This is a genomic window from Micromonospora trifolii, from assembly GCF_050516465.1.
GTDB classification, from domain to species: Bacteria; Actinomycetota; Actinomycetes; order Mycobacteriales; family Micromonosporaceae; genus Micromonospora; species Micromonospora trifolii.
In genome coordinates this window covers 2,501,812-2,527,382 of record NZ_CP191526.1, presented here as the reverse complement: position 1 = coordinate 2,527,382, position 25,571 = coordinate 2,501,812, and the positions used below count along the sequence as shown (strand labels likewise).

Below are 25,571 nucleotides of genomic sequence, written 5' to 3'. Positions count from 1 at the left end.
AGGCCCCGGCTCCCGAGGGGCGGGTGGTGGCGTCAACGGGTCGGTAGGGCGGCGGTAACGCGGATGGCCTTGACGATCGCCGGGATGGAGCCGATCAACAGCACCAGCCCCCAGATGATCGCGATGATCGCGAAGACCAGCGCCGCCACGTCGTCGACGATGCTGACCAGGATCACCGGCACCAGGTTGTGCAGGAACTCCAGCACGACAGTGCACAGCAGGGTCGTGAGGATCAGCAGGACGAGGCCCTTGTTCTGCAGGAAACGCGGCTGGGCCAGCACCAGCATCCCGGCCCACACCAGCTTGAGCAGCAGCACCAGCCCGAGCAGCACCGCCGCCTCGCCGACCGGGAAGAACCCCCACAGCGCCAGGTACGCCAGGGTGCCGAACGGGACGGCCAGGAACAGCGACACCATGATGGACAGCTCCACGAACGCGACGACCAGCGCGATCAGCCCGACGATGATCAGGATGATCGAGAAGATCAGGCTGGCGACGCCCTGCACCCGCCCCTGGACGCGCTCGGGCAGCAGCAGACCCAGGCAGAACAGCCCGGTGCTCCAGACCGCCACCGCGTCGATCAACGCCAGGTAGCCGGTGCCCCGGCCGGACGGTTCGCTGACCCCGGACACGTCGTCGATCTCCACGTCCAGCGCGCCGGCGCTGTCCGCGAGGGCCGCACCGGCGTCGGCGCCGCCGAGCAGCAGCCCGGCGCCGAGCTCCACCCCGATCGCCAGGACGATGGCGAGCATGGCCATCAGCAGGAACGGCTTGCGCAGGTCACCCACGGCGGCACCTTCCTCTCGGTCCAGGTCGGGTCAGGACGTGGCCACGACGACAGTGCAGCCGCCCAGGCCGGGGCAGACCAGGCCCACCTCGGTGGCCTGGTCGACGGCGATCTTCGCCACCGCGCCGGTGCCGTCCGCCGCCGGCTCGACCTCGTCGCGGATGGTGAGGTCGGCGTCGCCGGGCGCCGGGGCAATGACCGTGAACCGGGCCGCGCTGCGCAGCACCAGGGTGCGCAGCCCGCCGGGGTCGGCGACCCGCACCACGCAGCTGCCGGAGAACTCCAGCCGGCCCGCCTCGTCGGCGCAGTCGGCGCTGACAGTCGCCGGGTCCACCGCGGACCGCTCGCCGCCCAGCGCGCCCAACCGGTCGACGAACCCGTGCCGGGCCCCCGGATCGCCCCGGTCGTCGCGGCCCGCGCCGACCGCGACCACGAAGAGCGCCACCAGCAGGACGGCGAGCAGCCCCAGCAGCGCCTTCTGCCGACCACTCATCGCGCCACGGCCTGCGCCACGATCTCGGTGAACCGGATCTCGTCGACGCCCGCGAAGTAGCGGTTCGTGCCCTGCGTCTTGCCGACCACCAGCAGCGTGACCTGGTGTGGGCCCTTGGCGAGCTGAACCGTGCCGACGTCCAGGAACTCCGTCTTTCGCACGGTCGGCGTGAAGCCGAGGAACGTGCCACCGACCTGGTTGCCGTCGATGGCGAAGACGGTGTTGGCGTAGTCGAGGGAGGTGGTGCGTACCGCGGCGAAACGCCAGGTGCCGTCGGCCGGGATCTGCACCGTCACGCTGACCTTGTCGCCGATGGCCAGCCCCTGGAAGAACAACTGCTTGTCGCCGGACCAGGTCACCCCGCAGCAGTTGGGTTGCGCCTCCACCTTCGCCCCGCTCTTCTTCGGGGAGTCCACCACCGCGCCCGGCACCAGGCTCTCCGCCTCGACGGTGACCACCCGCGGCTCGCCGGGGGCCGGCTCGCCGTCGCGGGTCAGCAACACCACCCCCACGGCGACCACCACCAGCACCAACGCCGCCGCGGCGGCGATCCACAACCATGGGGTACGCCGTGGCGGCGCGACCGCCCGCACCTCGTACGTGACCCGGCCGCTGGAGCGGGAACTCTCCTCCGGCGCGGTGTTCGCCGAGTACGCGAACCCGGTCATGTCGTAGCGCCGGGGCGGGGTGCCGGCCGGCACGGCGAGCTTGACCAGGAACGACACCGAGCCCTGCCCGGGTACCACCCGTTGGGGTTCGGCGACGGTGAACCACGCCCGCTGGGAACCGTCACCGGGTGCCACGTCGAATACCACAGTGTCCGGTGCGTTGCCCGGGTTGGAGACGGTGAAGGTCAGCTCGCCGCTGTTGCGCGGGTCGAGGGTGAACTGCTCGGCGGCGGCGACGACCGCCCACTCGGTGGTCATGACGACTCCTCTTCCAGGACGATCTCGACAGTGGCCGAGGCGGGTTTCTCCGCCTCGACGATGCGGGTGATCACGGCGAGCTGACCGGCGGCGGCGACCGGCACCCGCACCACGACGTGGAAGGCCCGCTCGGCGGGCTCGTCGATGGCGAAGCCCGACATCCCGGTGGCCAGCTCCAGGGCCCGGCGCATCCCGTACGGGGTGCCGCGCCAGCGGGCCAGCAGGGCGGCGTTGGCCACCAGGTCGCGCAGCCGACCCACCGGCAGCGGCAGCGGCGTGTCCGGCCGGGGCGAGGCCACCACGTGGTCCATCGCCACCCAGCGGGTCAACCGCACGACCAGCCCGTCCGGCGCCCGGTACGGGTCGAACAGCGCGTCCACCTCGGCGAGGATCGCCTCGTCCGGAGCGTGCAGCCCCTCCATCACGTCCAGCAGCGCCCAGAGCACGCTGCCCGACACGCAGGCCCGCTGGTAGGCGGCGGGCAGCAGCCGTTCAATCGCCGAGCGTCGCATCCTGGCGCACCACCTCGATGTCGTGCTCGCCGGAGCAGAGCAGCCAGGTATCGGGGACGGTCACCACGTCGGCGGTGGCCTGGTTGGCGCTGGGCGTCCAGGTGACGGCGTCGGCGCTGCGGTGCACGCCGCGTTCGCCGCTGGCCAGGATCAGCCGTTCCGCCGCGCCGGTGCCGCCGGCCGCCGCGCCCCCGGCCGTCGGGCCGCTCACCGCGATGGCGTCGACCGGCACGAACCGGGTCCGGTCCCGCAACGGCAACCCGCAGTTGACCGACACGGCCTGCCACTGCGGCTGGGCGGCGAGGGTGTCCAGCCGAAGCACCCCGCCGCTCTGCGTGGCCGCCACCGCCTGCTGGCCGGCGAACGCGAGGTCCCGGCAGGTTCCGCCGATCCACCCGGCCTGCATCGACTGCCACTTGACGTCGGACTCGAACAGCCGGGTGCGGTGGCAGCCCTGGCCGGGCCTCTTCGGATCCGGTTCGCCGGCGCCGCTCCACAGCAGGGTGGCCGGGCCGTCGTACTGCACGGCGAGAACTCTGTTGTCCACGTTGGCCAGACCAACGTGGCTGAAGCTGCCGGGTCGGCCGCCGCTGGTCGACAGGTACACCCCGAAGCTGGCCTGCGCCGCCACCGCCACCCCCGGCGCGCCCCGCTCGGAGACGAACGTGCGGACCGCGTAGAAGCCCCGGTCGGCGTCGGACGGGTCGACCAGGATCTGCAACGGCACCGCCCCGGGCAGCAGCGACACCTCGTACAGGCCGGTGTCGGTGGCCACCAGCAGCGCGCCCGCGCCGTCGCGGTCCAGCCAGGCCACGTCGGAGATCCGCGAGTCCAGGTCGGTGAGCAGCGACCACGTCTCGCCCAGGTCGGTGCTCAGGTGCACCCGGGAGCCGCCCGAGGCGCGCAGCGTCACCACGGCCACCGAGCCGGGACGCGCGACGATGCCCGGCCGCACCGGCGCGGGCGCCGGCGCCACCCGCTGCACCGTCTCGTCGTCGAAGCGACCGGCCGGTTCCCAACCCGCGCCGCCGTTGCTGGAGCGGAACAGCACCGGGCCGCGCCCCGCGTACCAGGTGCGCGGCTGGTACTGGTCCACGGCGAGGGCGCGGACGTCGGCGTCGGGGGCCTCGTCGACCACGAACCGCACCGACTCGACGTAGCGCACCCCTGGCTCGGCGTGCTCCAGCAGCCGGTACACGTTGGACGCCCGCAGTGGTTCGCCGAACGGCCAGCCGGTCGGGTTGAGCGCGGTGGGCAGCGGGCTCAACGTCTGGTGCAGCCGGTCGTGGATGCGGCGACGAACCGCGTCCACGTCCTCCTCGCGGCGGACCACCACCCGGGCCCGCACCGACACCGCCTTGAACCGCGCCCAGGTGGCCCGGGAGCGGATGCCGACCATCCGGCGTTCCTCCAGGTCCGCCTCGACCCGGTGCCGCGCCTCGGGCACCTCGTGCTCGCGCAGCACCGCCACCGGCAGTCGGCCACCCGGTCGGGCCGCCTCCGGCACGTACGGCACCAGCACCACCTCGACCTCGCCCGGCCGGGCGAAGCTGTACACCGCCGCGCGGGTGAACGCCCGTGCCCGCGCCACCGCGCCGGAGCTGGTCGCGAGGACCTCGAAGTCGCGGGCCGTGACCGCCCGCTGCTGGGCGAAGAACTCGTACGGGCCGCGCAGCAGCACCGACTCCAGCGCCTCCATCTCGCGGCCGCCGGCCGCCGGGGCGGGGTTGTCCACGCGTACCCCGGGTAGTGGGTCGCGCAGGCTGGTCAGCGTGCCCGCCGCCACGTTGCCGGTGGGCCCGCCACCGGCGCGGTACCAGAGCCGGATCTGCCGTCCGGCCGGCGGCACCGCCGCGACGGTCACCGGCGGCACGGTGCTCGTCGGTGCGGTCGCGTCGGCCGTGACCTCGCCGAGCGGGGTCGCCCCGGAGGGGGGTCGCAGGTCGAGGGCCGGGGCGAAGATGACAGTGCCGGAGCAGCGGTCGACCAGGTACGCCTTGGCCTGCGGGCCGAGCCCGGCGAAGCTGTCCACCGGCCGCCAGATTTCGAACGTGCGACCGTCGTGCTCGCGGGCCGCCGCGCCCAGCTCGACAGTGCCGGCCGGCACCTCCACCCCGAGCAGCAGGTCGAGCGCCTCGGCGGTGTGCGTCAGCGGCGCGTACGCCGCGCGCAGCACCTGCCCCGGCTGGCCGGTGCCCACCCCGAGCAGCTCCGCCTCGACCGGTTCGCAGTGGTGCATCCGTACGGTCACCGACGTCTCGTCGGCGGGCAGCAGCGTCGGCTCGGTGGTGACGAACACGACCGGTCGGGGGTCCGCTCCCCGGGCCGCGGCGACCCGCAGCCCGGCCGGGATCCGGACCGCGCCGCGGTCGGTGCCGGTACGGGTGAACCGGACGTCCGCCCAGGCTGCGGTCGGCGCGTGCCGGGTGACCCCGAGCAGGTTCAGGAACGAGACGTACGCCTTCTCCGGCAACTGGTTCAACCGGTAGATCATCACCTCGGTGAGGTGCGCGAACGTCTCCACCAGCGCCATGCCGGGGTCGTGCGCCGACAGGTCGGTCCAGGCCGGGCAGGACTGCCGGATCCGTTCCCGGGCCTCGGTGACCAGGTCGAGGAAGCCGCGATCGTCCAGGTGCGGCACGGGCAGCGTCATGACGCTCCTCCCTGGGCGGGCTCGTCGACCGGGAGCAGGTCCACGGAGAAGACCAGTTGCCCGGGTGTCAGGCTGGCCCGCACCCGGTAGTCCAACCGGATCACCAACCGCCACGCGTCGTCCGGGTCCGGCCCGGCGTCCACGTCGATCACCTCGACCCGGGGCTCCCAACGGGAGATGGCCTGCCGGACGTAGTGGATGGCCAGACCGGCCGTGGTGTCGTCGTTGGGCGCGAAGACCAACCGGTGCAGCCGCGAGCCGTACCCGGGTCGCATCAGCCGCTCGCCCGGCGTGGTCGACAGGAGCAGGAACAGCGCCTGCCGTACGCTTTCGTCGCCCTCGGTCATCGCCAGGCCGCCGGCCGCGGTGAGCGCCAACCCGCCGGTGCGGCCGGCGTCGAAGCCGGCGCCGACGAAGCGGAAGGCCCTCATCGGTCCGCCCCCAGGAACCGCTGAGCGGGGTCGCGCACCGTGTGCTTGACCAGCCCCGGCGGTGTGCCGTTGGTGAACCCCTCCAGGTGCGACAGCACCACCCGGTGCCCGTCAACGCGGACCCAGTCGCTGTAGCCGACCCGGACGGTCAGCGTCGTCGTGCACGGCTTGATGGTCGGGCCGTAGTTCGGGCAGGCGACGATCTTGCGTCCCTCCGGGTCGTCGTCGACGAGCACGGGCACACCGGTGACGGTCACCCACTGCCGCGAGGGTCGGTTCTCGACCCGGCCGTCGTGATCGCAGGTGATCACGGAGTCACGGTGGATCCAGCGCATCAGCCGCCTCCTTGGTGGTGGGCGCGGGCGAGCGAGCGGGCCTGCTCCGCCGCGGTGGTCGGGTCCTCGGTCGATTCGGCGTGCAGGAAGTCCACGCTGCGGGCGCGCACCACCATGGCCCGGCCGGGTGCGGAGATCACCAGGTCGGACGCCGCGTGCAGGGTGGCCAGGTCGGGGGTCAACTCCAGGAAGCTGCCGCCCTCGGTGCCCAGTCGCAGGCTGCGCCGCACGTCGTCGACGACGATCGACTGCCCGCCGGCGGTGCGCATCGTCCAGCGGCGGGCCTTTCCGTCGTCGATGCCCGCGTCGTACGGCTCGACCGCGCCGAACAGCGAACCGAGCACGATGCCCGAGGCAGGCTCGCCGCCGGGCAGCACCACCAGCACGGTGTCGCCCGGATCGGGCAGCGCCACCAGGCCCTTGCCCGGCCCGGCGCCGGGGCAGAGCACGGCGAGCCAGCCCACGTCCAGGTCCCCGTACGCCGGCAGGGTCAACCGGACCCGGCCCAGCCCGTCCGGGTCGGCGACGTCGGTGACGCTGCCGAGGGTGACCACTGCCCCGCCGGTCGGGGTCGCCGGGGTGGCCGGCGGCACCGTGGAGAAACGGGTCAGGTGCCCGTTGCCGTCCACTGTGTGCACCACCTCGGTCAGCACGTACGCCCCGGCGACCGGGTCGGGCACCCCGCCGAGGTCGACGCGGCGGCCCGGCCGTAGCGCCGGATCGCCCTCGGCCACCCCCTCGGCCGTGACCAGCGTCGCCGCCCGGGTGTCCAGGCGGGCCTGGGCCAGCGCCGCCAACTCGTCGTCGCTGCGGCCGGGCTGGTCCACGGCGGTGCGAACGTTGTCGGCGCCCACGTCGGCCGGGTCCGGACGGTCGTCGGCGGGTCGCCCGCAGCGCGCCTCGTCGACCTGCTGGCTGATCACCTCGGCCCGCTGCGGGTGCCAGCCCAGGGCCGCGCTGGCACCGCTGGCCTGGTCGGTGTTGGTGGTCAGCCGCAGGGTGTGCACTCCCGCGCCGAGCGTCAACGCGACCGGCTCCCCGTAGCCGGCGAGGGTGACCAGCCGGACGCCGTCACCGTCGGCGGCCAGGTGCAGCCCGGCCCGGCCGGCCACCTCGCGCAGCAGCTCCAGATCGCTGTGCCGGTGCTGGAGCAACCGCTCCAACCGAGGGCCGTCGACCTCGGCTGTCACCGCCAGCCCCACCGCGCCGCACAGCTCCCGGGCCAGCTCGACGGCGGTCACCGAGGTGAAGACCCGCAACCCCTGCCGCTTGCGCAGCCGGTGCAGCGGGTCGTACGCCCGCAGCCGCAGCACCGCCGCCCCGTCGGCGGCGTACTCCACCTCCACGCAGGTGACCTCACCGGTGAACAGGGCGTCCGCGTGGTCGGCGAGCCGAACGTCGAGCGCCGCCCCGGGGCGTACCGCCGGGTCGAACGCGCCGGTCCCGGCGGTGGTGGCGAGCACCAACTCGGCCTGGGTGGGCTGGTCGAAGCGGGCCGCCACCCGCAGTGAGCGGACCCGCTGACGGGCCGCGCCGACCAGCTCGACACCGTCGAGTAGGACGATCAACGCCCGGGGCGCGACGCTGGTCACGGCGTAACCCCGAGGTTGCCGGACGCGCTCGGAGCCGCGCCGGTCGGGCCGGTCGCCGCGTTCCACGGCGCGCCGGCGACCGAGGTACCCAGGTACGACGCTCCCGCGATCACCGCACCGGCCACGGCCCGCGCCAACCCGGTCACCGCACCGGTGCCGTCGGTCGGTGGGACGGCGAGGGTGGTGCCGGCCGGCACGGCGAGGGGATCGGTGATCCGGTTGTGTTCGGCCAGCAGCCGCCAGCGCAGCGGCGAGCCCAGCGCGTCGTTGGCCAGCAGATCGAAACGTACACCGGAGCGACCCGGCTCGGCCGCGCCGTCACCGGCGGCGATCACCGCGCTGCCCGGCGCGGCGGTCGGGGTGCTCGCGGCGGCCAACTCCTCGGCGAAGCCGGCCTCGGCCTGATCGGCCGTCTCGGCGGCGCGGACCAGCTTCAGCCGCAACCAGGACCGTCGCGGCGACCCGGTGCCGGTGAACGCGTCGAACCGTTCCGCCACCGCGATGATCACACCCGGCACGTTCCAGGTCTTGCCCCAGACCAACCGGACCAACGGCGGTCGCAGCCAACCGTGCTCAACAGTGGAGTTCTCCGCCAGCATCCACAGCGGACGGGTGAGCACCCGGACGTCGGCCGGGCGCAGTTGCGCCTCCACGAAGTCGACGTCGAAGAGCAGGTCCAGCACCAGCTCGGTACGACCCCCGCCGGTGAAGACCAGCGGATCGTCGGCCAGACCGGACCCGGTGAGCTGCCCGCCGCCGGCACCCCGTTGGCGGACGCCGGCGAGCCGGGTCACCTGCACGGTCTCCGGGTTGAGCAGACAGTCCACCCGAACGCCTGAGGAGTCGATGAGGAAGGCGACGCGTTCCATCAGTCACCCGCCTGTTCCCGGTCCAGCCGGGTCAGCTGGGCGGTGTCCACCGCCGCGCCGGCAACCGACCACAGTGCCGTGTCGTCGGGCAGCGCCGGCCACGGGTCGGCGCTCCGCGCCGCCGCACTGGGCGGCGACCCGTCGATTCCGGTCGCTCGTCCGCCGCCGGCCGTTCCCGTCCTGGCGTCGCGCAGCGCGGCCGGGTGCCCGGGTGGTCCCGGTTCGCCGGGCAGGGCCAGCCAGGGTCCGCCGTCCACGAGGCGATCGACATCGCCGCGCGCAGAGGCCGACGGGTTACCGGCGCTCGTCGCCGTCCAGCCGGTCCAGGATGCGTCGACCCCGCCCCGGTTCGGCCCGTTCAGAAGGCGATGCGCAGCCACCGCGTCGACTTGCGACCTGCGTGCCGTGCTCGGTGCATCACCACGCGGGTGCCCGCTCTGGTCCTCTCCGGGCCGGGCCTGGCCATCCGCCGAGTCACCCCGGAACCCGTCGCGACCACCCGAGAGTCGGTCGGCCGTGGGTCGTACGGGGGACGAGCCGGTGGAGCGCCCGTGGTCGACCTCGCCGGACCACCGTCCGTCCAGCGGCGGCCGTGGAGTGGTTCGGGTGGCTTCGGCCTCCGCCCGGTGCGGGCGGCCGCTCGGCGAACTGTGCGGCCCGAAGACCATGGAGCGGACCGACTGCCGGGGTCCATCCGTCCGGGGCAGCCCGCCCGCGTCAAGGGCCGTGGTGTCGAGGACTGTCGTGTCGAGGACTGTCGTGTCGAGGACTGTCGTGTCGACGGTCGTGGTGTCGAGGGCCGTGGTGTCGCCCCGGGCCGCCCGCCGTACCGGAGGCACCGCCGCGCCCGGCCCCGCCGGCCAGGTCGAATCGGCTGGGGGTGTCGACGCGTCCGGCCCGGGGGATCCGGCCGGCGGGGTTGTCCGGTCCGAGCTGGACGAAGGCGTGCCGTCGCCGGATGGGCCGGCGGCACCGGTCCCCGTACCGTCGGGCTGGTCACCGGCCCGCGACGGGCGGCCTGACCTGCCGGTCCGGCTCTCGGCACGCGACCTCGTCGGCCCCTTGTCCCCGGTCGCACCGAGACCGCCCACGTCGGCCTCGCTGCCGAACCTGCCGGACCTGCCGGACCTGGCGTCCGCGACCGGGTCCGCACCGTCGGCGTCGACCCGACCGGTCGACTCGCCCTGCCCGTCGCTCCGGGCTCCGGCCTCGGCGATGCCGGCCGGGGACGAGTCGAGGTCCAGGTCGTGCAGCAGGCCGGGCGCATGTGCGGCGACCAGGTCCAGCCAGTGCTGCGGAGGCTCCCCGAACCGGCGTGGTGTCGCCGCGGGCGTCTGCGGCGGCGGCGGAAGGTGGTCGGCGGGCTCGAACCGCCCGGCGAGGCGCTGCGCCACCCCGGCCGCCGAGCGCAGCCGGCCGGCCAGCCAGCTACGCGGGTGTCGGCGCGGTGGCACCGCCGGTCTCCAGCTCCAGGCCCTCGTAGCGCAGGGTCAGCGAGGCGATGGCGATCTCGTGGCTGAGCGTGTTGAGGTGCATCCCGCGCCACCGGGTGGGCCAGCAGTCGATCAGGTTCCAGCGCAGTACCTCGGCCGTCCCGACCGAGTCGAGCAGCACCACGGAGACGTTGCGCCGGTTGAGGGTGCCCTGGGCGGTGGCGTTCACCCAGTCCCACAGCTCCCGGGAGGCGGTGAGGCCGAAGTGCAGCGTGACCGGCTCGTACTCGGCCTGACCGGGCACCATCCGCATCCGACCCAGGCCGTGCTCCCGGTACGGCTGCCCGGGGATGTTCACCTCCAACCCGGTCATCTCGGTGAAGTGGCCGTTGGTGACGCCGTTGATGAGCAGTCGGAAGTTGTACGCCCGGTACGGGTCGACCGGGGCCCCGGGTTGCGGGGTGGCGGTGGTGGGCATGTCAGCCTCCGATCGTCTCGGTCTCGGTGCCGCCGGCCCACTGGCTCAGCTTGAACACCACGAATTCGGCGGGCTTGACGACCGCGATGCCGATGTGGGCGATCACCATGCCCGCGTCGCGGACGTCCGGCGGGTTGGTCTCCTCGTCGCACTTGACGAAGAACGCCTCCTCCGGGCTGCGTCCCAGCAGCGCGCCGTCCCGCCACACCCGGGTGAGGAACGCCCCGATGTCGCGCCGGATCGAACGCCAGAGGGTGAAGTCGTTGGGCTCGAACACCATCCACCGGGTGCCGTTGGCGATGGCCTGCTCGATGGCGATGCTGAGGCGTCGGACGTTGAGGTAGCGCCACTCGCTGGCCTCGGCGGCGAGCGTACGGGCGCCCCAGACGCGGATGCCCTCGCCGGCGAAGTAGCGGATCACGTTGACGCCCTTGGGATTGAGCACGTCGTGTTCCGGCCGGGTGACCAGGTAGCCCAGGTCGACGGCGCCGCGCACCGGTTCGTTGGCCGGTGCCTTGTGCACCCCGCGCAGGGCGTCGGTGCGGGCCCAGATGCCGGCCAGGTGCCCGCTCGGCGGGGTGAGTTCCAACTCGCCGCTGATCGGGTCGCGGACCCGCAGCCAGGGGTAGTAGAAAGCGCCGAACTCGGACTGTCGCGGCCGGTAGGCGGCCCCCTCGTGGCCGCCGGAGCCGCCCGGTTGGGCCGGACCGCCGGCCGCGCCGCCGCCCGTACCCTCGGCGGGCTTGGGGGGTTTGCCGGAGGACGGCGTGGCGACCCGGGTCAACGCGGAGATGTCGTCGATGTCCGGTGCCGGGTCGCAGATCGCGACCATGGTGCGGGTGCGCTCGGCCATGCTGAGCAGCGCCTCGTGGGACACCACGTCGTGGAAGCCGGGCGCGGCGATGATGGAGATCTCGTCGACGGCCTCCAGCAGTTGCAGACCGCCGCGCCGCTGCCCGGAGCCGGTGATCGCGCCGCCCTCGCCGACGTTGACCACCCAGCAGCGGGCGCCCCCGTTGTCCAGGAAGCCGAAGACCGCCCGGGCCAGCGGGGTGCTCTCCACCCGCTCCCCACCGGCGAAGAGCCGCAGGAACTCCGTCCAGTTGTTGACCGGCACCGCCTTGCCCAGGTGGGCGGAGCGGTCCGGGGCGACGCCGACGAACGCGGCGATGCTGGTGCTCGCCGGCCCGATCGGTCGGGCGCCGCTGGGGACCTCCTCGACATAGATGCCGGGGGAGAAGTAACTGGGCATCGGTCCTCCTGTGCCTGTGGGTGTCAGTGGGTCGGTGGCGCGCAGACGATGACGATGTCGTCCTCGGCCGGGTCGACGTCGGCGGTGAGGACGAGCCCGCGTCCGGTCAGCCGCAGCCGGACCGGGCTCGGGTGCTCGGGGTCGTGCGGGACGCCGACGATCAGGAACCGGCCCTCGGTGTCGGTGCGGGTGGCGGACCCGGTGCCGGGCAGCTCGACCCGCATCGCGGCCAGTGGCTGCTCCTGGGGGCCGACCACCCGCCCACTGAGACTGCGCACGTCGAGTTGCCGCAACCGCAGCGGTTGCAGCACCGGCGGCGCGGCCGGAGTCGGGTGGTCCACCTGCGCCGCCACGTCGATCAGCAGCGCCGGTCGCGGCGCCGTACCGAACGCCGACCACAGTGGTGGGTCGCCGGCCTCCAGCACGACCGGGTAACTGCCGTCGCTGGTCGCGGCGGTGAGCACCCGGTCCAGCCGGGGCAACCCGGCCGGCCCGGTGACGCAGAGCAGGTGGCGGACCGTGAACCGGTACGGTTCGCGGACCGCGCCGCTGGAGCGGGTCTGCCGGGCCGGGCGCAGCTCCATCGGCCAGAGGGTGAGCCCGTCGGCGTCGTCGCACGCGCGGGGCGGGCCGACCGGGACCGGTTCCCCCGCCGCGCTGGTCACCCAGGCGACCAGCTCGGCGGTGGCGGTCTCGATCGGTCCGCGCCCGTGGGTGCTCATCGCGGCGGCGTCCCCTGGATCCGGTACGCGATGGCCTCGTTCCAGACGTGCGGGTAGACGCCGATCTCGAAGTACCGGGTGAAGCGGTTGATTGGCGCGTTGGTGTGGTCGTGGTAGAGCAACCACACCGGCGCGATGGTGAACAGGACGTAGTTGGCCAGGACGAGGGGGATGTAGAGCGGCCCGAGCAGGCGACCCTGGAAGATGTGCACGTCCTCGTGCCGCTGGATGCCGGAGCTGGAGCCGGCGCAGACGGTGCCGATGGTGGTGGCGTAGCGGGGCGAGACCCCCTCCACCACGCTGACCCGACCGCTGTTCAGCGACGTGGGCCGGTCCAGTGAGTGCCCGAAGATCAGGTGCACGGTCAGGTAGATGGCGCCGACGACCGTGTTGAGCAGACTCCAGGTGTGGTCGACGACGAAGAGGAAGATGCCGCGGGCGTCCGAGGCGTACACCCCGGCGGAGGCCACCGACCAGCCGAAGACCGCGCCGATCACCAGGCCCACGACGGCGCCGATCAGCAGCCCGATCGGGCCACCGGCGAGGAAGCCGAGAAGGGCGCCGAAGCCGACCTGAACGGCCGCGCTGAGAATTCCGAAGACCATGACGGCACCCCTCAGACCCAGGAACGGAAGATACGGGGCTCACGACCGCTCGCGACCTGGGTCGGCGTCGCCTGTCGGTTGCCGGGTGGGAACTGGTTGACGCCGAGCGCGGCGGAGAAGATGACCAGCGCGTTGAAGAACGCGATGACCCACTTCTCGCCCCCGGCGTCGTCGGCGAACGCCGCTGTCACGTAGGACAGCAGCAGCGCGATGGCGATGGCGATCCACTTGCGGAGCTTGTCGCCGCTCGGGCCGATCAGCCCGCCGATGACGTTGGTGGCCAGCAGGGTGGCGGCGCTCGCGCCGGCGATGCTGCCCAGGGCTGCCCAGGTGAAGAGATCGTTCATGACGATCCCCCTTCTGCGATGGTGCGACCGGGATGTGGTGGTGGTGAGGTCCGGTGCCCCCGCGGGGAGCACCGGGGCCGGTCGCCGTCGTTTCGGGGGCGGCCGGGGCCGGGCGTGGCCGGCTGAGCCGGCCACCAGATGGATCAGCCGGGCCCCGGGGCGCCGGCGGGCGGGCCCGGCGGCGGGGTCGGACCGGGCGCAGCCGGCGCCGCGGGGTGACGGCGGCGAACCAGGAGTACGCCCACCGCGGCGAGCAGCAGCAGGAGGAGGACACCGCCGCCGACCAGCAGCCAGGGGAATCCGCCGTCGTCCTCCTCGCCGGAGGCAACCGGCGAGGAGGACGGTCGAGGTGGCGCCTCGGCCACGGCCCGCAGCTCGGCTGGCTTCTCCTGGTTGGGATCGACCTTCCAACTGACCGAACGGCCGTTGACGGTGCCATTGCTGTCGATCACCCGGCCGGGAAACGTCACCGAGATCTCGAACGACATGAGCTTGAGGAACGCCTGTTGGTTTTGCGGATTCTGTTCCGCAACCTTTCCGCCATATTTCTTGGGATCGAGCGGCAGCGTGAAGCGGTAGAGATCGCCGTCCCGGATCAGTTTCACGCTCTCGGTGTCGAAACCGGCCAGCGGCGCCTTGCGGTAACTGATCTGGGAACCGTAGAAAGTGTCGTCCTGGTAAAGGGTTTCCTCGCCCGCCGGTAGGGCGGGGATGTTCTGCCGCAACTCCGCGAAGGCGACCGGGAGGTTCTTGTTACGACCGCTCAGCACGGACTTCTGGGCCGTCAGCAGGAGCTGCCCGTCGACCGTGTCGTCGGCGTTGACGGTCAACCCCATGTTGAGTTGCATGCAGCCGCTCAGCGCGGCGAGAAGGAGGAGGCACACCGCGACGCGGAGTGCCCTACCGCGGTTGACTCTCCTGTTCATGGGCTCAGTGTGTGTGATCGATTTCACTATCAGCAGTCAGCGATCGGTCACAACGAAGTCGCCGATTGTACCGGCGCGCTGTCGCCTTTGATTAGCCCCGACGACGACCCGAATGACTATTCTGGAGCTTTGGGGCCACGACGGTTCCTCGTCGGCCGTAGTCTGGTCGGATGAAAATTGTCGCGTGCGTCCTGCTGGTAGATCCCGACGGGCAGCTGCTGTTGCAACTGCGCGACAGCGACGCGCCGCACCATCCGAACGTGTGGGGGCTGCCCGGCGGCCACGGCGAGCCGGGGGAGACGCCGGAGCAGACCGCCGAACGGGAGCTGTTGGAGGAGACCGGCCTGCGGGCCGACGGGCCACTGCACCCGGTCGCCGTGCAGTCGCTGCCCGAGCTGGATCTGGCGAAGCACTACTTCCTCGGCAGCACCAGGGCCCGGCAGGAGGACGTGGTGCTCGGCGAGGGCGCGGCGATGCTCTTCGTCCCCGGCGCCGAGGTGCTCGACGGTCGTCCCTGGACGCCGGGCACCGTGGAGGTGTTGACCGAGTTCCTCGCCTCGGCGGAGTACGCGGCCCTGGCCACCGGCCGGGTCGCCGGGCCGGCTCAGCCCGTCGGCGGTCGCCAGTCCGCGTAGCGGGCCATGCTGCGCAGGGCGACCCGTCCCGGGGTGAGCCGCAACGCGATGTTCCGCATCGCGAAGGCGATCGGGTTGTGCAGCTGCTGTCCGAACCGCCCAGCGACGTAGGAGGCACGGGCAACGGACTGACTGCGTGGTCGACGCTGCTCGTCGTACGCGGCCAGGGCGGCGGGCACTCCCTCGGCGCCGCCGGCGCAGACCGCGCCGAGCACCACCGCGTCCTCGATCGCCTGCCCGGCGCCCTGCCCGAGGTTGGGCGTCATCGGGTGGGCGGCGTCGCCGAGCAGCGCCACCCGCCCCTGCACGTACGAGGGCAGCGGCTCGGCCAGGTAGTGGATGTCGTTGCGCAGCACGACGTCGGGTGGGGTCGCCGCGAGAAGCGCCGGAATGGGGTCGTGCCAGTCGCCGAAGCGCTCCCGCAGGGCCGCCAGCTCGTCGGGGGCGTGGCCGCCGGGCGGGGCGTTCAGCGCGCCGTACCAGTAGAGCTGGCCGTCGCCGATCGGCACCATGCCGAACTCGGCTCCCGGGCCCCAGGTGATGGCGGCCGGGATCGGATCGGGAAACGCGATGGCCGCTCGCCACGTCGTCGATCCGGCGTACACCGGGCCGGGGTGGTGCGGCCAGAGCTGGGCGCGGACCCGGCTGCGCAGGCCGTCGGCGCCGACCACCAGATCGGCGCTGAGGGTCTGCGCGCCGTCCGGCCCCTGATAGCGCACCTCGGCACGGTCCGGGCCCGACTCGACGTGCTCCACCGCGGCGTTGGTGTGCAGGGACGAGGCGGGCAGGGCCTCGCGCAGGGTGCGGTGCAGCGTCGCCCGGTGCACGCCGAGCGCCGTGGTGCCCAGTTGCCGGACCATCTCCGAGGCGTCCACCCGGGACAACCACCGCCCGTGCCGGTTGCGGATCCCGCCGGGCGCCTCGCCGTGTCCACCCCGGCGCAGGGCCGGGCCGAGGCCGAGGGCGTCCACCCCGCGCACCGCGTTGGCCATCAGGCTCAGGCCGGCGCCGACCTCGCGCATTTCGGGGGCGCGCTCCAGCACGGTGACCCGCCACCCGCGCCGGTGCAGGGCGAGCGCCGCGCTCAACCCACCGATGCCGGCACCCACCACCACCGCGTGTGAGTCGTCCATGTCGATCCTCCTTCTACATCTGTAGAAGAGTGATACTACCTGCGGACCACCGGAAGGGAGGAACGCCATGACGGCGCGGGCGAACCGGATCGCGACGCTGACCGACGCGGCCATCGAACTGATCGCCGACGGTGGCATGCGAGCACTGACCCACCGGGCGGTCGACGGCCGCGCCGGAATGCCGCCGGGCACCACCTCCGCGTACCTGCGGACCCGACAGGCGCTGATCGAGGCGGTCGTCGGACGGCTCGCCGAACGGGACCGGGCCGACCTGGCCGCGTACGACCTGCCGACCGGCCCGCCACCCCCGACCCCCGCCCCCCGGCTCGACAGCGGCGACCTCGACGCGCTCGCCGCCGGCGTCGCCGAGGTGCTCGACCGCTGGTTGAGCACCGGACGCAGCCGGAGCCTCGCCCGCTACGCCTGCCTGCTGGAGGCGGTGCACCGGCCCGAACTGCGCGGCATCCTGCAACACGGCACCGGCCTGCGGGTGCAGGCCCGGGACCTGCTGACCCGGGCCGGAGCCACCGACCCCGACCGGCAGGGCGACCAGTTCGTCGCGTTCGTGGACGGGCTGCTCTTCGACCGACTGGCCGGCGCCGGCGCGCTCAGCGCCCCACCGCCCGGTACGGTCGCCAGCCGCGCCGACCTGAGCGCCGCCGTCCGTACGCTGCTGCGCGCCCTCACCGGAAGCTGACCCGGTCGTTGTGGTTAGGAGGGGTTGGGCGATGGTGCGGTTCAGTGGCCTGCGGACTGCCGGCGGGCGGTTGCGGCACGGCTGGCGGCCGGTGCTGGAGGCGACCGTCGCGGCGACCGTGGCCTGGCTGCTGGCCACCCGGTTGCTCGGGCACCCGCAGCCCTTCTTCGCGCCGGCCGCCGCGCTGATCGTCCTCGGGCAGGCCCGGGGGCAGCGCATCCGCCGGGCCGTCGAGGTCATCCTCGGGGTCGCCGCCGGGGTGCTCGTCGCGGACCTGGTGGTGCAGGCGCTCGGCCCGGGCAGCACCTGGACGGTGTTCACCGTCATCCTGCTCACCGTCCTCCTCGCGGTGGCCTTCGGCGCCACCGGCGTGACGCTGGTGCAGGCGGCGGTCTCCGCGCTCTACCTGGTGGTGGTCGCACCGCCGGACGGCTCGTTGGTGCCGTTCCGCTTCGTCGATGCGCTGGTCGGCGGCGCGGTCGCCCTCGCGGCCAGCCTGCTGGTCGACGCCCGGCATCCGCTGGCGCCGCTGGTCGCCGAGGTGCGGCGGACCTTCGACGAGTTGGCCGGGCTGCTGGGCGGGATCGCCGACGCGCTGGACGACCGCGACGAGTCGGAGGCGGTCGCCGCGCTCAGGCAGGCGCGGGGGATGGACGCCCGGGTGGACGGGCTGCGCGACGGAGTGCTGGCCGCCGGTGAGGCGCTGCGGCTCAACGTCCGTCGACGCCGGCACATCGGTCGGTTGCGCTCGGTGGACGAGTCGATCCGGCAGATCGACTACGCGGTCCGTAACGTCCGGGTGCTGGCCCGAGCGGGCGTGACCCTCAGCCGGCTGCACACCCCGGCCCCGCCCGAGCTGGGTGCCGCCCTGCGATCACTGGCTGAGGCGGTCCGTCAGGCCGGTGCCGCCCTCGCCGCCGACCTGAACGGGCAGGAGGAGACCGCCGACCGGCACGCCACCCTGGCTGACGAGTCGGCGTTGGCCGCTGTGCACGCCGCCGGGCAGCTCTTCGGTCCCACGCAGACGCTTCCCCTAGCGATGATCATCGGTCAGGTCCGGGCCACGGCCATCGACCTGCTGCGCGGCGTCAACCCGGAGGACGACGCCGCCGTCCTCGCCCGCGTCGACGACGCCCTCGGCCTCCCGCCGGTCTGACGTCCGCACCGCTCAACAGTGGTTCCCTGCCCCTGGGGGATGGGCGGTGAGCCAGGCGATGGCGGAATCGCGGATCGGGGCGGGGATGTCGTGGCCGCCGGGGAACTCCTGGTAGGTCACGTCGTAGCCGAGGTCGTGCAGGTGGGGGACGAGGCGGCGGCTGCACACGTCGATGGGCAGCACCCGGTCGTCGACGCCGTGCGAGATGAAGATCCGTGGCCGGCCGTGGGTGACCGGTGGCGCGGCGAAACCGGGGGAGAAGGCCAGCACCGCGTCGACCAGATCCCCGTTCGCCAGGCCCAGCGACAGCGCGTACGAGGCACCGTCGGAGAAGCCACCGACCGTCACGTCGGACACCGGGTAGGTGTCGAAGACGGTCGCGAACAGCCCGTCGATGCGCCCCACGTCCGCCCCGAAGCCGCCGGCGATCAGGTCCCAACTGGCCGCCGACGAATCCGGGGCGACCAGCAGCAGGTGCTGCGCGTCCGCGACCGGCAACAGCAGGTCCAGCCCCTGTCGCGCCGAACCGCCAGCACCGTGCAGGAGCAGCACCAACCGGTACGCCGAACCGTCGGTCGCCGGCTCCGGGGCGTACCCCAGGGCCAGCCGGTCACCGTCGGGGCCGGCCATCGGCACCAGCCCGGTGCGGCCCGGCGCCACCGGCGGGTGGCGGCGGGCGGTCAACCGGCCGTCCCGGGGGCTCGGCGCAGGGTCCCAGTGCGACGGCGCGGAGTCGGACACGGGTCGGCGCTCCTCGCGGTGGACGAAAGGTCCGACGCGGTTACCCGGCCCGTACGGGGTTAACCGTCAGCGCGCTTGACCGAGCGCCGACTCAGGCGCTGGCCCGCGCCACCAGGGCGGACGGGAAGAGGGTCACCGGAGCCGCCGGGCGCCCGTCCAGCAGGGCGGTGGCCGCGGCGACGGCGATCCGCCCCACCGGGTGACTCGCCGTGGTCAGCGCCGGGGCGGTCATTCCGGCCAACGGAATGTCGTCGAAGCCGGCCACCGCGACGTCGCCGGGCACCCGCGCACCGGCGTCCCGCAGGCCCGCGATCACCCCGAGCGCGGTGTCGTCGCTGATCGCGTAGATCGCGTCGATGTCCGGCCAGCGGCGCAGTGCCTCGCCGGCCGCCGTCCGGCCGCGCGCCGCCCTGAAGTCCCCGGGGAGTGTCCGCTCCGGTAGGCCGGCCTCGGTCATGAGTCGGCGGTACGTCTGCACCGGGCGTTGCGCGCAGGGCAGCCACCGGGGGCCGGTCACCATGGCGATCCGGCGGCGACCCGAGGCGTACAGGTGGCGCAGCACCGCTTCGGAGCCGGCGGCGTTGTCGACATCGAACGACGGCACGGTCGCCGAGCCGACGCCGATCGAGACCACCCGACCGTGTAGCGACCGGGGCACCGCCGCCAGCAGCTCCTCGGTGGTATTGACCAGGATCACCCCGCACACGCTGCGATCCCCGTCGAGTTGGTCGAGGCTGCGGGGGTCGCCGAACGGCAGCCAGTAGAGCGCCACCCCGACACCGGCGGGCGTGCACACCCGGGCGGCCGCGCCGACCACCTGGTGCACGTACGGGTCGTCCAGCACCGCGGCGCTGGTGCCCAGAACGGCCACGACCAGGCGTACGCCGCCGCCGCGGACCAGCGCCCGGGCGGCCGGGTTGGGCACGTAGCCGAGCTCGTCGACGGCTGCCGTGACCTGTTTCCGGGCGGCCGGTGAGGCGAACCCCGTGCCGGCGATCACCCGCGACGCCGTGGATCGGGACACCCCGGCGATCCGGGCCACGTCCTCGAGAGTGGCCGGTCGGTGTGCCGCTGTCGTCATCGTCGCCTCCTGCGGCAGCCCGTCCGGTCGGACCAACGCCTGCTCACATCATGCCCCGGCCGGACCAGCAGCGGTAAGGGGCGGTTGCCGGTTGTGGTGGTAGCGCTCTCAGGTGTGCGATCGTGCCAGGAGATCACCCCGAGAAAGAGGACCCACCCTCGTGAGCGCCCCCACCAGTCGACCGGTAGCCCCGGACGTCGCATCGCCGACCCTGCGAACGGTGCGGCTCGCCCGCAACGGCGTCGCTGTCACCTTCACCCTCAACGGGCTGGCCGTCGGCAGCTGGTTCTCCCGCGTCCCGGCGGTCCGTGAGGCGTTGGACCTCTCCGCCGGCCGACTCGGGTTGCTGCTGCTGGCGATGAGCGTCGGCGCGCTGCTGGCCATGCCCACCTCCGGCCTGCTCGCCCAGCGGTTCGGTGCGGCCCGCACCGTCACGATGGCCACCGTGCTGGTCGCGGTCGGCCTGACCGTGGCGGGGCTGGGCGCCACGATGACCGGGTCGTTCGCCATCGTCGCCCTGGGACTGGTCGCCCTCGGCTACGGCTCCGGCGCCTGCGACGTGGCGATGAACGTCGAGGGCGCGGCGGTGGAACGGCGGCTGGGCCGTACGATCATGCCCCGTTTCCACGCCGGGTGGAGCCTCGGTTCGGTGGCCGGAGCGGCGCTCGGCGCCGGGGCGGCCCGGTTCGACGTGTCGGTCGGCGCGCATCTCGTCGCGGTGGCGGTGGTCGTGTTGACCGGCACCGCGCTCGCCGCCCGGACGTTCCTGCCCGTGGGCAGCGATCACACCGGCGACCCGGCGGACGCCACCCCGGCCGCCCGTCGCCGGGCGCAACTCGCCGCCTGGCGGGAGCCGCGCACCCTGCTGATCGGGCTGTTCGTGCTGGTGGCGGCGTTCACCGAGGGTGCCGCCAACGACTGGTTGGCCGTGGCGTTCATCGACGGACGGGATTTGAGCGAGGCCGCCGGCGCGGCGGTCTTCGCGGTCTTCGTGGTGGGCATGACCATCGGACGCACCGTCGGCACCATCGCGCTGGACCGGTGGGGTCGGGTGCCGGTCCTCAGCGGCACCATCGGCCTCGCCGTGGTCGGCGCCGGCCTGGCCGTGCTGGCGGGCTCCGGGCCGGTGGCCGTCGTCGGCGTCGCCCTGTGGGGCCTGGGTGCGTCGCTGGGCTTCCCGGTCGGGATGAGCGCGGCGGCCGACGACGAGTCGCACGCTGCGGTGCGGGTGAGCGTGGTCGCGGTGATCGGCTACACCGCGTTCCTCGGTGGCCCGCCGTTGCTGGGGCTGGTCGGCGACGAGGTCGGCACCCTCCGCGCGTTGCTGGCGGTGCCGTTGCTGCTGCTGCCGACCCTGCTGCTGGTGCCGGTGCTGCGCCCGCCGCACCCGGCGGGGACGGCTCCGTCGGTAGGTAAAAACTAACCCACCTCGCCGCCGGGCGGTATCGGGTGCGCGGCCGACTGCGCCGCGCACCCGTACTGGTTACGGTCGCCCGATGCCAACCCACGAGATCACCGCCGCCGCCGCGGGCACCTGGACCCTGGGCGACCGCACCGTGCACCGGATGGGCTTCGGCTCCATGCGGATCACCGCGAACCCCGACAGTGACCGGGCCGTCGCCCTGCTGCGCCGCGCCGTTGAGCTGGGCGTCAACCACATCGACACGGCCGCGTTCTACGTCTCGCCCGGCGGCACCCTGCGCGTCGGCACCGGCCCGGCCCGCTACGCCACCGAGCTGATCCGCGCGGCGCTCGCCCCGTACCCGGAGGACCTGATGATCGCCACCAAGGTCGGTTTCGGGTACGACCCGGAAGCGGGCTTCAGCGAGGCGTTCACCCCGGCGCAGTTGCGGACCCAGGTGGAGGAGAACCTTCGCCGGCTCGGCCGTGACCAGCTCGACGTGGTGAACCTGCGCCTCGGCCGGGGGCCGGGTGCCGTGCCGGTGGCCGATCGGTTCGGCGCGCTCGCCGAGTTGCGGGCCGCCGGGCTGATCCGGCACCTCGGGCTCTCCAACGTCCGGCCGGAACAGCTGGACGAGGTGGCGGGCATCGCGCCGGTGGTCTGCGTGCAGAACAACTACGGGGTGGACGCCTACCGGGAGCAGGACGCGTTCGTCCGGCTCTGCGGTGAGCGGGGCATCGCCTTCGTGCCGTTCTTCGCGCTGGCCGGCACCGGGCGGGAGGCGGGCGCGAGCACCGCGCAGGGCGAGGCCGTGGAGGCGGTCGCCCGCGCCCACGGCGTCACCCCGCAGCAGGTACGCCTCGCCTGGACCCTGCACCAGGGCCCCCACGTGCTCGCCATCCCCGGCACCGCGGACCCGGACCACCTGGCGCAGAACATCGCCGCCGGAGCCCTGCGTCTGACCCAGGAAGACCTGACCCGTCTTCAGTGATCGTCCAGGCCGTCACCGCTCAGGCCCGTACGACGTGCACGACGATCTCCTGACCGTCGCCCACGGAGCCGGAGAAACCCTCCGACAACGCGTCCACGACCGTCAGCTGGAGCGCGAGGGTCTCGTGCGCGATGAGCTTCTGATGCGCGGAGATCGCCGCCGCGACATCAGCGGGCGCGGCGATCGACACCGTGATCCGGTCGGAGACCTCGAAGTCAGCGTCGCGGCGAGCCTGCTGGATGATGCGGACGACGTCGCGTGCGACGCCCTCGGCTGCCAGCTCGGGGGTGATCTCGGTGTCCAACGCGATCGTCGCGCCGCGCTGGGACTCCACGACCCAACCGGTGCGCGGCACCTCCGTGATCAGGATGTCGTCCAGGCCGACCTCGACCTGCGCACCGTCGACCGACAGCGGGTACGTCCCGTTCGCCCGGACGCCGTCGACCAACTCCCGAGGGGCCACGCCGGCGATGGCCTTCGCGACGTGCTGGGTGCGGTTGCCGAACCGGCGGCCCAGGGTCCGGAAGTTCGCTTTGACCTGCACGTCGATCACCCCGCTCTGGGGATCGAGCGGCTGGAGGACCTTGACGTTCAACTCGTCGCCGATGTCGTCCAGCAACGCCTGCGGGAGGACGGTGCCGGCCGGCAGCCCCACGAGCGCGCGGCTCAACGGCTGACGGATCCGCAGACTGCTCGTCTTCCGCGCGGACCGCCCCGCCTCGGCCAGCGCCCGCGCCGTGGCCACCTGGGCCGACAACTCGGTGCTGATCACTGTGGTGTCGGGTGTGGGCCAGGTCGCCAGGTGCACCGACTCCGGGGCCGACGCGGCCCCCCGCCGGACGACCTGCTGCCACACCTCCTCCGTGACGAAGGGAACGAACGGCGCGAGCAGCCGCGTGAGGATGTCGAGGCATTCGTACAGGGTGGCGAGCGCGTTGGGGTCGCCCTCCCAGAAACGCTGCCGGGAGCGCCGCACGTACCAGTTCGACAGGTCGTCGATGAAGTCGGCGAGCAGTCGGCCGGCGCGCGCCGTGTCGTAGTTCTGGAGTCGCTCGTCGACGGCGGCCGCGAGGGCGTGGACCTCGCCGACGATCCACCGGTCCAGCACCGGTCGCTCGGCGACCGGCTGGGCCAGGTGCGGCGCCCACGTCGAGTTCGCCGCGTAGAGGGAGAAGAACGCCGCGGTGTTCCAGTAGGTCATCAACACCTTGCGGACGATCTCGTCGAGTGGGCCGGGCCCGATCCGGCGCGGCGACCACGGTGAGCCGGAGCAGGCCATGAACCAGCGCACCGCGTCGGCGCCGTGCGTGTCCATCAACGGGATCGGCAGCAGGATGTTGCCCAGGTGTTTGCTCATCTTGCGGCCGTCCTCGGCCAGGATGTGCCCGAGGCAGACGACGTTCTCGTACGGGGACCGGTCGAAGACCAGCGTGCCCACCGCCATCAGCGTGTAGAACCACCCCCGCGTCTGATCGATCGCCTCGCAGATGTACTGGGCCGGGTAGGTGCGCTCGAAGATCTCCTTGCTGCCCGGCACGTGGGGGTAGCCCAACGACGCGAACGGCATCGCTCCGGAGTCGTACCAGGCGTCGATCACCTCGGGGACCCGGGTGGCGATTTGGCCGCAGTCCGGGCAGGCGAAGGTGATCTCGTCAACGTACGGGCGGTGCGGATCCAGCTCGGACAGGTCGGCGCCGGCCAGCTCTCCGAGCTCCGTACGGGAACCGACAGCGGTCACGTGGTTGTCCGGGCATCGCCACAGCGGCAGCGGGGTACCCCAGTACCGGGAGCGGGACACCGCCCAGTCGATGTTGTTCTTCAGCCAGTCGCCGTAGCGGCCGTGTTTGATGTGCTCCGGGAACCAGTTGGTGTGCTCGTTCTCCCGCGTCAGTTCGTCGCGGACCTCGGTCGTCCGGATGTACCAGGACGGCTGGGCGTAGTACATCAGCGGGGTGTGGCACCGCCAGCAATGCGGGTAGGGGTGCTCGAACGGCTCGTGCCGGAACAACCGGCCAGACGTCCTGAGGCGGTCGATGAGCAACGCGTCGGCGTCCTTGAAGAACACCCCACCGACCAGGTCGATGCCGTCGTTGAACCGCCCGTTGGGGGCGACCGGGTTGACCAGCGGCAACCCGTAGGCGCGGCAGACGGCGAGGTCGTCCGCGCCGAAGGCCGGCGCCTGGTGCACCAGGCCGGTGCCGTCCTCGGTGGTGACGTACTCCGCGAGGACCACCCGGTGCGCGTCCGGGATGTCCACCAGGTCGAATGGCCGCTCGTACCGCAGACCCTCCAGGGCCGACCCCGGTACGGTCGCCAGGATCTCCGCCTCGTCGCCGAGGACCCGCTGGGTCAGCGGTTCGGCGACGACGAACGTGCCCCGCTCGGTGCGGGCGAGGGCGTACGTCACCGTGGGGTGTACGGCGACGGCGGTGTTGGACACCAGGGTCCACGGGGTGGTGGTCCAGATCAGCAGGTCGACGCCGCTGTGCCCGGCTACGTCCCCGCGCAACGGAAACCGCACGTACACGGAGGGGTCGGTGACGGTCTCGTACCCCTGCGCCACCTCGTGGTCGGACAGGGTCGTGCCGTCGCGGGTGCAGTACGGCGCGACCCGGAAGTCCTCCACCAGGCGGCCGCCGTCGTGGATCTGCTTCAGTGACCACCAGACGCTGTCCACGTACTCCGGGGACATGGTCTGGTACGGATGGTCCAGGTCGATCCAGTAACCCATACGCTGGCTGAGTTGGACGAACTCGTCCACGTGCCGTAGCACCGAGGTGCGGCACAGGGCGTTGAACTCCGCGACGCCCATCTTCTCGATGTCGGGCTTGCCGCTGAGTCCCAGTTCCTTCTCCACCGCGAGCTCAACCGGCAGGCCGTGGCAGTCCCACCCGGCACGGCGTGGCACCGAGAACCCCCGCATCGTGCGGTACCGGGGAAAGAGGTCCTTGAACACCCTCGCCTCGATGTGGTGGGTGCCTGGCGTGCCGTTGGCTGTCGGTGGCCCCTCGTAGAACACCCACGGAGGACCGTCGGCCGTCTGCTCCAGACTCCGGTTGAACACGTTGTTGGCCTGCCACCACTCGATGACCGTACGGTCCATCCCACCAAGGTCGATCTTGGTGGGCAGTGGCACGAATGGCGACTTCGATGGACCGTCCGGCACCGACGTTCTCCCTACACTCCACATCCGCTCGCGCGGGCATCAGCTCACTGCCCACGCGGGGACGAAGCGCCGGGCGTATGGCCAGGACTCCGCGGTACCACCCCGCTTGCGCCTCGACGGTGCAGGCGCCGCTCAATTTCGCGACGTGACGTGCCGCGACGTCCGGTTCTACTGGGGCGGCGCTGAGCTGCCCGTTCTTCCGGAGGCT

The 25,571-nt window shown here is 72.9% G+C and carries 25 protein-coding genes; 5 read left to right on the top strand and 20 right to left on the bottom strand.

What is annotated here, in order from left to right; genetic code table 11:
- Window positions 1-32: 32 nt before the first annotated feature.
- The 16 genes from ACQRWP_RS11770 to ACQRWP_RS11695 all read right to left on the bottom strand — a co-directional run bounded on the left by ACQRWP_RS11770 (window position 33) and on the right by ACQRWP_RS11695 (window position 14,271).
- On the bottom strand, window positions 33-788 hold the full coding sequence (locus tag ACQRWP_RS11770; protein WP_410817682.1) for a hypothetical protein: 756 nt from the start codon (window positions 786-788) through the stop codon (window positions 33-35).
- A gap of 30 nt (window positions 789-818) precedes the next feature.
- Window positions 819-1,280, bottom strand: a complete 462-nt coding sequence (locus ACQRWP_RS11765; protein ID WP_430502264.1) for a hypothetical protein — start codon at window positions 1,278-1,280, stop codon at window positions 819-821.
- The gene (locus tag ACQRWP_RS11760) at window positions 1,277-2,206 is read right to left on the bottom strand and encodes a hypothetical protein (protein WP_430502263.1); all 930 of its coding nucleotides are present in this window, start codon (window positions 2,204-2,206) and stop codon (window positions 1,277-1,279) included. Before ACQRWP_RS11760 ends, ACQRWP_RS11765 begins: the two co-directional genes overlap by 4 nt.
- A complete protein-coding gene (locus tag ACQRWP_RS11755) occupies window positions 2,203-2,718 on the bottom strand; it encodes a phage tail protein (RefSeq protein ID WP_430502262.1) in 516 nt (171 codons plus the stop codon). Before ACQRWP_RS11755 ends, ACQRWP_RS11760 begins: the two co-directional genes overlap by 4 nt.
- Window positions 2,699-5,371, bottom strand: coding sequence for a putative baseplate assembly protein (locus ACQRWP_RS11750; RefSeq protein ID WP_430502261.1), 2,673 nt, complete (start codon window positions 5,369-5,371; stop codon window positions 2,699-2,701). The genes ACQRWP_RS11755 and ACQRWP_RS11750 overlap by 20 nt, the downstream gene beginning before the upstream one ends.
- Window positions 5,368-5,802 carry a GPW/gp25 family protein gene (locus ACQRWP_RS11745; RefSeq protein ID WP_430502260.1) on the bottom strand — a complete coding sequence of 145 codons (435 nt, stop codon included), beginning with the start codon at window positions 5,800-5,802 and terminating at the stop codon, window positions 5,368-5,370. Before ACQRWP_RS11745 ends, ACQRWP_RS11750 begins: the two co-directional genes overlap by 4 nt.
- Window positions 5,799-6,137 carry a hypothetical protein gene (locus tag ACQRWP_RS11740; RefSeq protein ID WP_430502259.1) on the bottom strand — a complete coding sequence of 113 codons (339 nt, stop codon included), beginning with the start codon at window positions 6,135-6,137 and terminating at the stop codon, window positions 5,799-5,801. Before ACQRWP_RS11740 ends, ACQRWP_RS11745 begins: the two co-directional genes overlap by 4 nt.
- The gene (locus ACQRWP_RS11735; RefSeq protein WP_430502258.1) at window positions 6,137-7,729 is read right to left on the bottom strand and encodes a contractile injection system protein, VgrG/Pvc8 family; all 1,593 of its coding nucleotides are present in this window, start codon (window positions 7,727-7,729) and stop codon (window positions 6,137-6,139) included. The genes ACQRWP_RS11740 and ACQRWP_RS11735 overlap by 1 nt, the downstream gene beginning before the upstream one ends.
- Window positions 7,726-8,598 (bottom strand): hypothetical protein, encoded by an 873-nt coding sequence (locus ACQRWP_RS11730; RefSeq protein WP_430502257.1) that lies wholly within the window; start codon window positions 8,596-8,598, stop codon window positions 7,726-7,728. Before ACQRWP_RS11730 ends, ACQRWP_RS11735 begins: the two co-directional genes overlap by 4 nt.
- The gene (locus ACQRWP_RS11725) at window positions 8,598-10,052 is read right to left on the bottom strand and encodes a hypothetical protein (protein WP_430502256.1); all 1,455 of its coding nucleotides are present in this window, start codon (window positions 10,050-10,052) and stop codon (window positions 8,598-8,600) included. The genes ACQRWP_RS11730 and ACQRWP_RS11725 overlap by 1 nt, the downstream gene beginning before the upstream one ends.
- Window positions 10,027-10,509 (bottom strand): phage tail protein, encoded by a 483-nt coding sequence (locus tag ACQRWP_RS11720; RefSeq protein WP_430502255.1) that lies wholly within the window; start codon window positions 10,507-10,509, stop codon window positions 10,027-10,029. The genes ACQRWP_RS11725 and ACQRWP_RS11720 overlap by 26 nt, the downstream gene beginning before the upstream one ends.
- A 1-nt stretch (window position 10,510) precedes the next feature.
- Window positions 10,511-11,761 carry a phage tail sheath family protein gene (locus ACQRWP_RS11715; protein WP_430502254.1) on the bottom strand — a complete coding sequence of 417 codons (1,251 nt, stop codon included), beginning with the start codon at window positions 11,759-11,761 and terminating at the stop codon, window positions 10,511-10,513.
- Between the two features lie 23 nt (window positions 11,762-11,784).
- A complete protein-coding gene (locus ACQRWP_RS11710; RefSeq protein ID WP_430502253.1) occupies window positions 11,785-12,483 on the bottom strand; it encodes a carboxypeptidase-like regulatory domain-containing protein in 699 nt (232 codons plus the stop codon).
- Window positions 12,480-13,088 carry a glycine zipper family protein gene (locus ACQRWP_RS11705; protein ID WP_354942768.1) on the bottom strand — a complete coding sequence of 203 codons (609 nt, stop codon included), beginning with the start codon at window positions 13,086-13,088 and terminating at the stop codon, window positions 12,480-12,482. The genes ACQRWP_RS11710 and ACQRWP_RS11705 overlap by 4 nt, the downstream gene beginning before the upstream one ends.
- An 11-nt stretch (window positions 13,089-13,099) precedes the next feature.
- Window positions 13,100-13,435 carry a hypothetical protein gene (locus ACQRWP_RS11700; RefSeq protein WP_430502252.1) on the bottom strand — a complete coding sequence of 112 codons (336 nt, stop codon included), beginning with the start codon at window positions 13,433-13,435 and terminating at the stop codon, window positions 13,100-13,102.
- A gap of 143 nt (window positions 13,436-13,578) precedes the next feature.
- The gene (locus ACQRWP_RS11695; protein ID WP_430503186.1) at window positions 13,579-14,271 is read right to left on the bottom strand and encodes an LppM family (lipo)protein; all 693 of its coding nucleotides are present in this window, start codon (window positions 14,269-14,271) and stop codon (window positions 13,579-13,581) included.
- Window positions 14,272-14,531: 260 nt separating this feature from the next.
- On the opposite strand from ACQRWP_RS11695, the gene ACQRWP_RS11690 reads away from it, so the two are divergent.
- Window positions 14,532-14,996 carry an NUDIX hydrolase gene (locus ACQRWP_RS11690; RefSeq protein WP_430502251.1) on the top strand — a complete coding sequence of 155 codons (465 nt, stop codon included), beginning with the start codon at window positions 14,532-14,534 and terminating at the stop codon, window positions 14,994-14,996.
- Here the strand turns inward: ACQRWP_RS11690 and ACQRWP_RS11685 are convergent.
- Complete coding sequence (locus tag ACQRWP_RS11685; protein WP_430502250.1) at window positions 14,966-16,129, bottom strand: FAD-dependent oxidoreductase; 1,164 nt, start codon at window positions 16,127-16,129, stop codon at window positions 14,966-14,968. The two genes, ACQRWP_RS11690 and ACQRWP_RS11685, sit on opposite strands and share 31 nt — an antisense overlap.
- Before the next feature lie 67 nt (window positions 16,130-16,196).
- On the opposite strand from ACQRWP_RS11685, the gene ACQRWP_RS11680 reads away from it, so the two are divergent.
- Entirely contained in the window at window positions 16,197-16,826 is a 630-nt protein-coding gene (locus ACQRWP_RS11680; protein ID WP_354942763.1) for a TetR/AcrR family transcriptional regulator, read from the top strand.
- 31 nt (window positions 16,827-16,857) lie between these two features.
- Entirely contained in the window at window positions 16,858-17,982 is a 1,125-nt protein-coding gene (locus ACQRWP_RS11675; RefSeq protein ID WP_430502249.1) for an FUSC family protein, read from the top strand.
- A gap of 12 nt (window positions 17,983-17,994) precedes the next feature.
- Here the strand turns inward: ACQRWP_RS11675 and ACQRWP_RS11670 are convergent, their stop codons facing one another.
- Complete coding sequence (locus tag ACQRWP_RS11670) at window positions 17,995-18,723, bottom strand: alpha/beta hydrolase (RefSeq protein WP_430502248.1); 729 nt, start codon at window positions 18,721-18,723, stop codon at window positions 17,995-17,997.
- A gap of 91 nt (window positions 18,724-18,814) precedes the next feature.
- On the bottom strand, window positions 18,815-19,804 hold the full coding sequence (locus ACQRWP_RS11665; protein ID WP_430502247.1) for a LacI family DNA-binding transcriptional regulator: 990 nt from the start codon (window positions 19,802-19,804) through the stop codon (window positions 18,815-18,817).
- 160 nt (window positions 19,805-19,964) lie between these two features.
- On the opposite strand from ACQRWP_RS11665, the gene ACQRWP_RS11660 reads away from it, so the two are divergent.
- The gene (locus tag ACQRWP_RS11660) at window positions 19,965-21,227 is read left to right on the top strand and encodes an MFS transporter (RefSeq protein WP_430502246.1); all 1,263 of its coding nucleotides are present in this window, start codon (window positions 19,965-19,967) and stop codon (window positions 21,225-21,227) included.
- A gap of 73 nt (window positions 21,228-21,300) precedes the next feature.
- Window positions 21,301-22,197, top strand: a complete 897-nt coding sequence (locus tag ACQRWP_RS11655; RefSeq protein ID WP_430502245.1) for an aldo/keto reductase — start codon at window positions 21,301-21,303, stop codon at window positions 22,195-22,197.
- Between the two features lie 19 nt (window positions 22,198-22,216).
- Here the strand turns inward: ACQRWP_RS11655 and ileS are convergent, their stop codons facing one another.
- Window positions 22,217-25,387 carry an isoleucine--tRNA ligase gene (gene ileS / locus ACQRWP_RS11650; protein WP_430502244.1) on the bottom strand — a complete coding sequence of 1,057 codons (3,171 nt, stop codon included), beginning with the start codon at window positions 25,385-25,387 and terminating at the stop codon, window positions 22,217-22,219.
- Between the last annotated feature and the right edge of the window lie 184 nt (window positions 25,388-25,571).

What these genes read in the sequence shown, in the direction of transcription:
- ACQRWP_RS11765 (WP_430502264.1), bottom strand. Translation starts at nt 1,280, where the DNA reads ATGAGTGGTCGGCAGAAGGCGCTGCTGGGGCTGCTCGCCGTCCTGCTG.
- ACQRWP_RS11730 (WP_430502257.1), bottom strand. Translation starts at nt 8,598, where the DNA reads ATGGAACGCGTCGCCTTCCTCATCGACTCCTCAGGCGTTCGGGTGGAC.
- ACQRWP_RS11755 (WP_430502262.1), bottom strand. Translation starts at nt 2,718, where the DNA reads ATGCGACGCTCGGCGATTGAACGGCTGCTGCCCGCCGCCTACCAGCGG.
- ACQRWP_RS11655 (WP_430502245.1), top strand. Translation starts at nt 21,301, where the DNA reads ATGCCAACCCACGAGATCACCGCCGCCGCCGCGGGCACCTGGACCCTG.
- ACQRWP_RS11715 (WP_430502254.1), bottom strand. Translation starts at nt 11,761, where the DNA reads ATGCCCAGTTACTTCTCCCCCGGCATCTATGTCGAGGAGGTCCCCAGC.
- ACQRWP_RS11750 (WP_430502261.1), bottom strand. Translation starts at nt 5,371, where the DNA reads ATGACGCTGCCCGTGCCGCACCTGGACGATCGCGGCTTCCTCGACCTG.
- ACQRWP_RS11690 (WP_430502251.1), top strand. Translation starts at nt 14,532, where the DNA reads ATGAAAATTGTCGCGTGCGTCCTGCTGGTAGATCCCGACGGGCAGCTG.
- ACQRWP_RS11720 (WP_430502255.1), bottom strand. Translation starts at nt 10,509, where the DNA reads ATGCCCACCACCGCCACCCCGCAACCCGGGGCCCCGGTCGACCCGTAC.
- ACQRWP_RS11675 (WP_430502249.1), top strand. Translation starts at nt 16,858, where the DNA reads ATGGTGCGGTTCAGTGGCCTGCGGACTGCCGGCGGGCGGTTGCGGCAC.
- ACQRWP_RS11685 (WP_430502250.1), bottom strand. Translation starts at nt 16,129, where the DNA reads ATGGACGACTCACACGCGGTGGTGGTGGGTGCCGGCATCGGTGGGTTG.
- ACQRWP_RS11705 (WP_354942768.1), bottom strand. Translation starts at nt 13,088, where the DNA reads ATGGTCTTCGGAATTCTCAGCGCGGCCGTTCAGGTCGGCTTCGGCGCC.
- ACQRWP_RS11665 (WP_430502247.1), bottom strand. Translation starts at nt 19,804, where the DNA reads ATGACGACAGCGGCACACCGACCGGCCACTCTCGAGGACGTGGCCCGG.
- ACQRWP_RS11680 (WP_354942763.1), top strand. Translation starts at nt 16,197, where the DNA reads ATGACGGCGCGGGCGAACCGGATCGCGACGCTGACCGACGCGGCCATC.
- ACQRWP_RS11700 (WP_430502252.1), bottom strand. Translation starts at nt 13,435, where the DNA reads ATGAACGATCTCTTCACCTGGGCAGCCCTGGGCAGCATCGCCGGCGCG.
- ileS (WP_430502244.1), bottom strand. Translation starts at nt 25,387, where the DNA reads ATGTGGAGTGTAGGGAGAACGTCGGTGCCGGACGGTCCATCGAAGTCG.
- ACQRWP_RS11695 (WP_430503186.1), bottom strand. Translation starts at nt 14,271, where the DNA reads ATGGGGTTGACCGTCAACGCCGACGACACGGTCGACGGGCAGCTCCTG.
- ACQRWP_RS11710 (WP_430502253.1), bottom strand. Translation starts at nt 12,483, where the DNA reads ATGAGCACCCACGGGCGCGGACCGATCGAGACCGCCACCGCCGAGCTG.
- ACQRWP_RS11740 (WP_430502259.1), bottom strand. Translation starts at nt 6,137, where the DNA reads ATGCGCTGGATCCACCGTGACTCCGTGATCACCTGCGATCACGACGGC.
- ACQRWP_RS11760 (WP_430502263.1), bottom strand. Translation starts at nt 2,206, where the DNA reads ATGACCACCGAGTGGGCGGTCGTCGCCGCCGCCGAGCAGTTCACCCTC.
- ACQRWP_RS11745 (WP_430502260.1), bottom strand. Translation starts at nt 5,802, where the DNA reads ATGAGGGCCTTCCGCTTCGTCGGCGCCGGCTTCGACGCCGGCCGCACC.